Annotated in this window: 2 protein-coding genes; both read right to left on the reverse strand. The window is 39.6% G+C overall.

Features of this window, described 5'->3' with window-relative positions; genetic code table 11:
* On the reverse strand, positions 1 to 7,332 hold a 7,332-nt coding region (locus ACFIJQ_RS00005; protein ID WP_375627898.1), incomplete at its 3' end, for a hypothetical protein.
* Positions 7,333 to 8,159: 827 nt separating this feature from the next.
* Positions 8,160 to 10,662 (reverse strand): Vomp family autotransporter (locus ACFIJQ_RS00010; protein ID WP_375627900.1); only part of this gene is annotated, 2,503 nt, incomplete at its 5' end.

The following is a 10,662-nucleotide window of genomic DNA, read 5'->3' on the forward strand; positions in this document are numbered from 1 at the left end:
AACTCCTTCTGAGACTTCCTTAATGCGAGCGTTAACATTCTTGATATTATCATCAAGTCCTTTAAAGGCAGAACCAACATCGGTATGCGATTTATCTGTTACCTTACCGTCTGTAGAAACTGCCGATAAGTCATACTTTAGTCCTTTAAAGTTTTTGCCATCAAAGGATACAGCGCCACCTAAAATCTTTGATAAATCATCTGTAATGCTATGAAGCTGACCACCATTAACCGCATCACTCGAACCTGATGCTATAGAACCATCAGCCAACGATGTGATCTTGCTGTTTGTCTTATCACCGTCTTTTTCTCCATGCTTAGCTACAAAAGCTTGTTCACTTTCATTCCACAACAAAGCATCGCCTTGCATAGATTCTGTGATGTTCGTGACTTTTTCAGTAAAATCATTAACGATGTTCTGAACATTCTTATTCACATTTGTGAAATTCTTATCAATTCCTGCAAACGCTTCCGTTACATTATGATGCTCCTGTGGATCACCTTCCGTACCATCTGCATTGTAGGTTTTAAGCGTGAATGTAGGAGCAACCCATGCGCCATTCTCATAACTAGCACTACCACCAAAATAAGATGCAACACTGCTCCCTAGGGTATGAAGCTGAGAACCACTTACGGCTTCGTCTGAAGTTTCACTGATTGCCCCGCCCAGTAGACCGGAAAGTTTCCGCCCTCCATTCTCTTTGTTCAAAACACTGATTTCGCTACCACCAGTTTCATTACCAATAGTGATAAGACCGGCTCCTCCATCACGGAGACTGCGCGCTAACTTCTTCTCTGCTACTTGCTTAACAAGAATACTGTCTCTTACATCGACAATTTCATCATTAAGAGTCGTGAAAGTATTATTAACTCCCTCAAAAGCATCAGCAACATTATGATAAGTCTTTGCGTCATTTTTTTTGCCATCAGCATCAAATTGCGCAACTTTGAAATCAGGTTTCGTCCATTTGCCATTCCCATACTTAGTATCGCCACCGAAATACTCCGCAAGGGCTGTGTTCGTAGAATGGAGCTGTGAACCATTCACGGCATCAGTTGATTTCTCTGAAAGGTCACCATTTTCAAGAGAGGTGATTTTACTATTTTTTCTTTCCTCTTTTTCTCCATGTTTGGCAGTAAAGGCTTTTTCATCCTTATTCCATACCAAAGAATCCTGTGCAACACCTTGAGAAACTTCCTTAATGCGAGCGTTAACATTCTTGATATTATCATCAAGTCCTTTAAAGGCAGAACCAACATTGGTATGTGATTTATCTGTTACCTTACCATCTTTATCAATATTCGATAAGTTATAGTTTGGAGCTTGCCATTCACCTTTCTCATTATAACCAGCACCGCCACCCAAATAGCCAGCAAACTGTTTTTGAAGATCATAAATCTGTCCACCAGTTACTGCATCACTCGAGCCTGCCACAATAGAACCATCAGCCAATGATGTGATCTTACTGTTTTCTTGTGTCACTACAGTTTTGCCGTCTTCTTCTTTCTTCTTTTCATGCTGTGCGACAAAGGCATGGGCGTTATCACTCCATAACAAGGAATCATGTGCAACTCCTTCTGAGACTTCCTTAATGCGAGCGTTAACATTCTTGATATTTGTATCAAGACCTGCAAAAGCAGTTCCAACACCTTGGAACGAACCCTCTGTTACACCTCCATCTGTGGCAATGTGCGATAATTTATAGGTTGGCTGTGTAAGAGATCCATCTTTAAATGTAGCATCTCCACCTAAGAACTTGGCAACATCCTCACCGATTTTGTTAACCTGTCCACCCGTGATTGCATCATGTGAATCCTTGGAAATCTTACCATCAGCAACATTATGGAGACCTACAGCTGGAGAACCCTTACCTTTTCCTAAAGTCACACTTGTGTAATTAATGCTACCATTTTCATCACCTGTTTTATCATAATGAACAACGGCTGATTCATCAGACTGAAGACTGTTCGAAAGATCTTTCAAGCCTTTATCAAGCTGTCCTTTGTTAACGGCTTCATTATCATTCGCTGCTTCTTTCACACCGGAAAGTGTCCGATCCGCACCAGCCTTATTGGCAATAGTAATGCTCGTACCTTCCGCTTCTTTACCAATATTGATAACCTTTGTCTTTTCATCCTGCTTAACAAGGTTGTCTCCTACAACTTTATTAATCTCTTTGTTAAGCTCATTTTTAATATTCGTGAAAGAACTGCCAACGCCTGCAAAAGCACTCGCTACATCAGAATAATCTCCTTCTCCAGAGGTGCCATCTTCCTTTATTGTTTTAACCTTGAATGTAGGAGCCTGCCATTTGCCTTCCTCATTATAACCAGCACCACCACCCAAATAGCCAGCAAACTGTTTTTGCAGATCATAAACCTGTCCACCAGTTATTGCATCACTTGAGCCTGATACTATAGAGCCAGCTGCAAGAGACGTGATCTTGCTATTTGTTTTTTTCCCTTTTTCTCCATGCAAGGCTACAAAGGCGTTACTCTCATTACTCCATGATAAAGAATCTTGTGCAACTCCTTCTGAGACTTCCTTAATACGATCGTTCACAGTCTTGATATTCTTATCAAGACCTGCAAAAGCGGTTTCAACACCTTGGAACGAACCATCTGTTACAGCACCATCTTCAGCAATGTGCGATAATTTATAGGTTGGCTGTGTAAGCGCTCCATCTTTTAATGTAGCACCTCCACCTAAGGACTTAGCAACCCCAGTGCCCAATGTATGAAGCTGAGAACCTCTTACAGCTTCGTCTGAATTTTCATTGATTGCCCCGTCGAGTAGACCGGAAATTTTCCGCCCTTTATTACTTTTGTTCAAAATACTGATTTCGCTACCACCAGTTTCCCTACCAATAGTGACAACACCTTCTCCTCCATTACGGAGAATGCGCGTAGATTTCTCCTCTGCTACTTGCTTAACAAGGATACTGTCTCTTACTTCGTTAATTTCATTATTTGTTTCAAAAAGTTGGGAACCATTGACTGCTTCGGTTGATTCTTCCGAGAGTACGCCATTCTTTATACCTGTAAGAGTACGGTTTTCATTTTTGTTGTTGGCAATATTGATCTTATCACCATCTGTTTCTTTTCCAATATTGATGTGTTTCGTTTCTGCATCCTGTTTAACGAAGCTAATTTCTGCTACTTGGTCTTTGACATCTTTTAATTGCGAAAAATTCACCGCATCAGTTTCTTCAGTACCAGCAGCAACACCAGAAAGAGTCCGTGCCGCACCAGCCTTATTGGCAATAGTGATTTTACTGCCTTCTACTTCTTTACCAATCGTGATAAGATTTGTATCTGCTTCTTTCTTAACAAGGCTATCGCCTTTTACATTGGCAATTTCATTGTTAATTTGTTTGGTAATATCATTTTTAACATTCGTGATAGAAGTACCAACTCCAGCAAAAGCACTCGCTACATCAGAATAATCCTCTTCTCCAGGGGTGCCATCTTCATCGATTGTTTTAACCTTGAATGTAGGAGCGGTCCATGCGCCTTCCTCATTATAACCAGCACCACCACCAAAATAGCCAGCAAACTGTTTTTGTAGATCATAAAGCTGTCTACCAGTTATTGCATCACTTGAGCTAGCAGTAATATCACCATTTGCAAGAGACGTGATCTTGCTGTTTGTCTTCTCACCTTCTTTTTCCCCATGCAAGGCTACAAAGGCGTTACTCTCATTACTCCATGATAAAGAATCTTGTGCAACTCCTTCTGAGACTTCCTTAATACGATCGTTCACAGTCTTGATATTCTTATCAAGACCTGCAAAAGCGGTTTCAACACCTTCATACGATTTATCTGTTACCTCACCCTCTTTAGAAACTGTCGATAAGTCATAGCTGGGAACTGTAAAAGTGCCATCAGCACCAAACGATGCTTTACCACCTAAAATTTTTGCTAAACTCGCAGCTATGGTATTAATCTGACCACCCGTAATCGCATCGCTCGAACCCGCTACAATAGAACCATCTGCCAGCGATGTGATCTTGCTGTTTGTCTTCTCACCTTCTTTTTCCCCATGCAAGGCTACAAAGGCGTTATCAGATTTGCTCCATGATAAAGAATCTTGTGCAACTCCTTCTGAGACTTCCTTAATACGATCGTTCACAGTCTTGATATTCTTATCAAGACCTGCAAAAGCAACTCCAACACCTTGGAACGAACCATCTGTTACAGCACCATCTGTGGCAATGTGCGATAATTTATAGGTTGGCCGGGTAAGAGCTCCATCTTTAAATGCAGCATCTCCACCTAAGAACTTGGCAACATCCTCACCGATTTTGTTGACCTGTCCACCCGTGATTGCATCATGTGAACCCTTGGCAATCTGACCATCAGCAACATTATGGAGACCTACAGCTGTCTTATCTTTACCACCCAAAGTCACACTTGTGTAATTAATGCTGCCATTTTCATCACCTGTTTTATCATAATGAACAACCGCTGATTCATCAGACTGAAGACTGTTCGAAAGATCCTTTAAACCTTTATCAAGCTGTCCTTTGTTAACAGCTTCATTATCCTTGGTCGCTGCCTGCACACCAGAAAGTATTCTATCCCCTTTCTTCTTGTTGGCTATATTGATTTCACTGCCTTCTACTGCAGCTCCAATAGTGAGACGATGCGTTGTTTCGTCTTGCTGAACAAAGCTTTCGCTTTCTACTTTGGTAATCACATTATTAACCTGTTCAGTCAATTTATTCTGAACATTCGTGACAGCAGTATTAACACCCTCAAACGCTTCCGCTACATTCTGGTAGCTTTGTTTATCTTCTGTGCCATCTTCCTGAAAAGTTTTAACCTTAAAAGTTGGACCTACTGAGTTTCCATTTCCAAAATCAGCACCACCACCAAGATAATTAGCTAGATTGGTACCCAGCACATACAGTTGACCACCATTTACAGCTTCAGTTGAGTTGCTTGTTAAATCACCTCCTAAAAGACCTTTAATTTTGCTATGTTGACTGTTTTGTCCTTCTCCGCGCATAGCATTAAAGGCTTTATCGGTTTCGCTCCACAATAAGGCATCACCTTTTACATTGGCAATTTCATTGTTAATTTGTTTGGTAATATCATTTTTAACATTCGTGATAGAACTACCAACTCCTGCAAAAGCACTCGCTACATCATTATAATTCTGATCTTTAGATCCACCATCAGCATCGAAGGTCTTGACCGTGAAGTTAGGAGCGGTCCATGCGCCACCTTCATATTTAGCACCACCACCAAAATAAGATGCAACACCGCTACCTAGGGTATGAAGCTGTGAGCCATTTACTGCGTCTGTTGAAGTTTCACTGATTGCCCCGTCGAGTAGACCGGAAATTTTCCGAGCTCCATTATCCTTATTTAGAATACTGATTTCATTGCCACCAGTTGCCCCACCAATAGTGATAACACCTTCTCCTCCATTACGGAGACTGCGCATAGATTTCTCCGCTGCTACTTGCTTAACAAGGATACTGTCTCTTACTTCGTTAATTTCATTATTTGTTGCCAAAAGTTGGGAACCATTGACCGCTTCGGTTGATTCTTCGGAGAGTGTGCCATTTTGAATGCCTGTTATCTTCTTACTACCAGCATCAATACCACCCGTTGTTATTTTCGGACCACCTGTAATCACTAAGCCCTTGTCATCTAATTTTGTTTTCCCTCCTAATGTTAAGGTATGGAGTGATATATCATTAGCCAAACCAAATATTATCTTATTTGCATCGCTCTTATCCCTCTTAATCTTGAAGTTATCCCCTCCTGATGAAAAATTTATTGTGCTATCCGCACCAACGTCTTTAGCTGCATCACCGCCAATAGATAGCTTCCAACTTTCTTTTCTTACAAGTTCTTCTAAGTCTTTTAACTGGCTAACATTCACGGCATCGGTAACCTCAGAACCAGCTGCTACGCCTGTAATTTGTCTGGTTATACCCTTACTATTATTACCAACACTCACTCCACCCCGCGTACTTTTCCATTGCGCTTCGGTGTTTTTTGTAGGACCCTGCAGCAAAGGAGTATAACCAAACCTACCAGCATCCCTACCGGATACAGACTCTCTTCCTAGAGCAATACCATCTTTCACCGAAACTAAAGAATTGGCCCCGATAGCGATAGCTCCATCTCCCTGTGCTTCCGAATAAAATCCAAAAGAAATGGCATGCTGATTAACTGCCTTAGCACGATGACCAATAGCTGTTGAACCAAACCCCATAGCCTTAGAAACAGCACCCACAGCTGTTGTATAATCACTCTTCGCGGTTGTATAATCATCTGGCCCGTGTGTGCTCTCAGAATTATATTCACCACCTATTGCGACACTGCTTTTTCCACTAGCGTGAGACATGAAACCTATAGCAACAGTATCCACGGCTGATGTCTCAGCGTTAAAGCCCAAAGCAACACCTCTACTCCCCGTTGAATTTGCTTTATGACCTATGACTATACTATTGTCTCTTGTAGCCTGTGCATGGTTCCCCATAACAATGATATCTCCTTCAGTCGCCTTTGTATAGGGACCTATAGCAATACTACTGTTAGCGGATACTTTTGCATTAACACCAATAGCAATCCCCTGAAAATTCTTAGCTTCAGCTGATAAACCGATAGCTATTGCTCTTTCAGCTAACGCTTTCGCTCCAAAACAACCATAGGTACCTTCTACATTTTTACAGTCTGGGTCATCTTTGCCTATTGCAATACTTGAGGTATCAGTTGCCTCTGCACCATTGCCCAGCATAACACCTGTATTAGCTCTCGTGCCTCGCAGCAGATCACTAACAGGAACAAGTTGTCTTGTTATTGCAGAATCAAATGCTAGTGCAGAAATGTCAGCGTTTTCTTTTTCCTCATTAAAATCTTCTTTTACAAATGCTCTTGGTGCCTTCAGCTGTGCAACATTCTTAACTCTTAATATATCTTGCACACCTTCCCATGCGCCACTACTATCTGTTGTCAAAACATTTATTTTAGAGCTCTCATCACTCGTCCCCAAAAGAGTTCTGGTTAAAAAATTTGCATAGTCATCAGCAGCATTAATCTTTTCTAATCCGGCTTTATTAAGTGCTGTTAAATAATTGTCTTTTGAAACAGAAGAAGCATTCAAACCAGCAACAGAGATAATACTTTGCGGATAAGAGACACCAGCACTGTTTACACCTTCGAGAAATGTGTTTCTAAAATCAGAATTTGCTGAAAAAACAGGTGCAACATTCGATAAAAATGTAGCCGCTGCAGCCAACGAAAGAACTTTAACAAAAGAAAAACGAGAACGTTTTAATTCACTCGCTGCTTGTGGGGCATATAATTTTTTCATAACAAACTCTCCAATGAAAAAACTTAAAAACACCTCCAAAACATAAAAAAGACACATTTTAGCATTATTGATCTTCTTGGAATTCATAATAGAGGATCATTGCTTAGAGTGTGAACATTTTGAGTCTTTACTCTTGTTTTGTTTGTGCTTTCTGTGTTGAGACCTAAATGTTTATATTTTGATTATGTTTTGTGGTCATAAAAATGACACATTTAGAGTCTAAGGGGTTTAATGCGCTGTTTTTTCCTAACTAAAAAAGAGGTCTTGCATATTTAGTCTTACTTTTTACTTGGTCGTCGTTACTATAAAATTCTTTAAAAAAGGTTTTTGTTCGTGTTTTCCTAATTATAGACTTTAGTTTTATTAAAAAGCATTTTTTTGTTAATAACAAGTAAAGTAAAAAGGGATTGTAATATGTTCGAAATTTAGCTCGCCTCGAATAATCAACCTTTTAGTTAGGTTTTCTCTTTTTTAAGTATCATGTAATGATATATGCGCGGTCTTGTGATGTACCTTTTATCTTTACGCACTACTTATTCCCCCTTTGAAAGTTATTTTATCAAAATGAGTCTTACTAATATACATTTCTGTATCACTATAGACTGTTCAAGAAAATAGCAACATAAAAATATAACTTTTTAGCAATATGGATTCTACTGTGATTTTTTTTCAACAAAAATATAGAAAAATCTTCTATAAAATCTCAAAGTTTATAGCGTCATCAAATATTATGCTTATCTCTGGGTAAATACTGTGCATCTGTAAAAAAAATCACCCTTATTTCAATCAATAAGGGTGAATATTTTGTTAAGTTTTCGTTGTTCGTATTATTTTATTTTCAGAGTAATTGCTCCACCTATTCCCCAGTGACCACCAGCACTCGTAGCAGAGAGATTAGAGCGGATTTTTCCGTTTTCAGATGTATAACCAGCACCAAGAGCAAATGCGGATTGTCCACGCCATGCGCCGCTACCAAATGAGACACTCAAAGATCCTGGTTCGTCGAAGTAACGTAGGTTGGACACTGCTAGACCAACGGCTGCTGCTTGCCTTGCCTCTTTGCGTACACTCTTAATGTCATAACTTAAAATATTAAACTTCATATCTGTATATTGGTTAGCCCGATCAACAGCATCATCAATCGCATCAATCCTGATATTATTTATCCGTTGATCTGTGTAGTGCTTCGATTCATCGAGAACAATTTTCATCTGTTCTTGGGTATAGTCATGTAGTTGACCACCATTTACAGCTTCTTTCGAACCTTGTTCAATACGACCATCCGCAACATTATCAATCATAACAGGTTCGCTCTCATTCCCACCTTTTAGAGTGATCTTATTGGTCTTTTTACCGTCAGCATCTTTATCATAGTTAACTGCGCCATCAGAAAGATTATTAACCGTGTTTTCAATATTATCAACTCTGTTTTCAATATTGAAAACCGTTTCACCCATATCCGTAACTGTCGTGGAAATATTGTCGACTCTGTTGGTAAGATGCTTAACATCTTTTTCAACACCCTTAACACGTTCGTTGGTCTCCCAAAGCTGTCCGCCATTGACTGCATCTTTTGAACCTTCTGTAATTTTACCATTTTCTACATTGATAATCTTACTTGGTTGACCATCATGGCTAGCGTCATAGGCTTTTTTCTGCTCATTCCAATTTAAACCATTGGACGAAACATTGTTTTCAACATTTTGAATGCGGTTGTTTATCTTGGACATACTCTCACTTACGCCATCAAAAGCATTGGCAACGTCATGATAGGTCTCCTTCTCACCAGAACTACCGTCATTATTGAATTGTGCTATCTTGAAAGTAGGAGCGGTCCATTGTCCATTATTATAGCCAGCGCCACCACCAAAATACGCAGCAAGCTGATTACTCATCAAATAAAGTTGTGAACCATTTACAGCATCCGTTGAGTTAGCAGAAATATCTCCATTAGCAAGAAACTTAATTTTGCTATTGGTTCTTCCCTCTCCATGCTGTGCTACAAACGCCTGCTCATCATTACTCCACAACAAGGCGTCGCCTTTAACTTCTTGTGTAATATTATTGATTTTTTGTGTAAAATCATTTGTCACATTTGTTAAATGATCATTCACATTCTTTACATTTGCATCAAGACCACTCAAAGCGTCACCAACATTATAAAAGATTTTCTGTTCTCCAGAACCATCCGCAGAAACTGTAGATAAATTATACTCCGGTCCCCAAAAATCACCATCGAAAAATTCGGCATCACCACCAAAATAGTTTGCTATATCTCGAGAGATTTGATTAACTTGTCCCCCATTGATCGCATCATGCGAATTTTTAGCAATTTTGCCAGCTTTGACATTAAGGAGTGCAACTGGTCCTTGACTCTTATTGCCGCCCAAAGACACACTGTTATAATTGACAGTACCATCTGTATTTTTATCGTAGAGAACTGCAAAAGCACTTCCCTCTTTAATATTATTAATACTGTTACTAATATCTGCTATACGGCCATCCAGTTGTTCTTTATTAACAGCTTCATCATTATTAACTGCTGCCTTCACACCGGAAATTGTACGAGCACCACCTGATTTGTTCGCAACATTGATTTCAGTACCACCTGTTGCCTTACCAATGGTGATAGTACCTTCATTTTCCTCCTGCTTGACAAGGCTATTTTTCGTCGCATTCGTAATCTGATTTTGGATATTCGTGATAGAATTATCAACAGTACTAAAAGCAGATTCAAAATCATTATGTGATTTGCCCTGAATAGTGTAGGTGGGAGCCTTACCGTTAGACACATCTGCACCACCACCAAAATACTTCGATATATTTTGAGAAACTGTTGTCAGATTATTTGTAACAGTGTCAACATTCTGATTAGTCGTAAAGAGCTGCGAACCATTTACAGCATCCGTTGAATTAGCAGAAATGTCTCCATCCTTCAAAAATGTGAGTTTGCTGTCTATCTTCTCTCCATTTGCTTCATGAAGAGCAACAAATGCTTGTTCATCTTCGCTCCACAAGAGGGAATCTTTAGAAACACCATCAATTTTCTGAGTAAAGTCATTGACTACATATGTTAAACGACTATTCACATTCTTTACATTTGCATCAAGACCTGTCAAAGCAGAACCAACATTATAAAAGATTTTCTGTTCTCCAGAACCATCCGCAGAAACTGTAGATAAATTATACTGTGGTCCTACAAAAGCACCATCGACAAATTCGGTATCACCACCAAAATAGTTTGCTATATCTTGAGAGATTTGATTAACTTGTCCCCCATTGATCGCATCATGCGAATTTTTAGCAATTTTGCCAGCTTTGACATTAAGG

The organism is Bartonella sp. TT67HLJMS (assembly GCF_042193375.1).
GTDB classification, from domain to species: domain Bacteria; phylum Pseudomonadota; class Alphaproteobacteria; order Rhizobiales; family Rhizobiaceae; genus Bartonella; species Bartonella grahamii.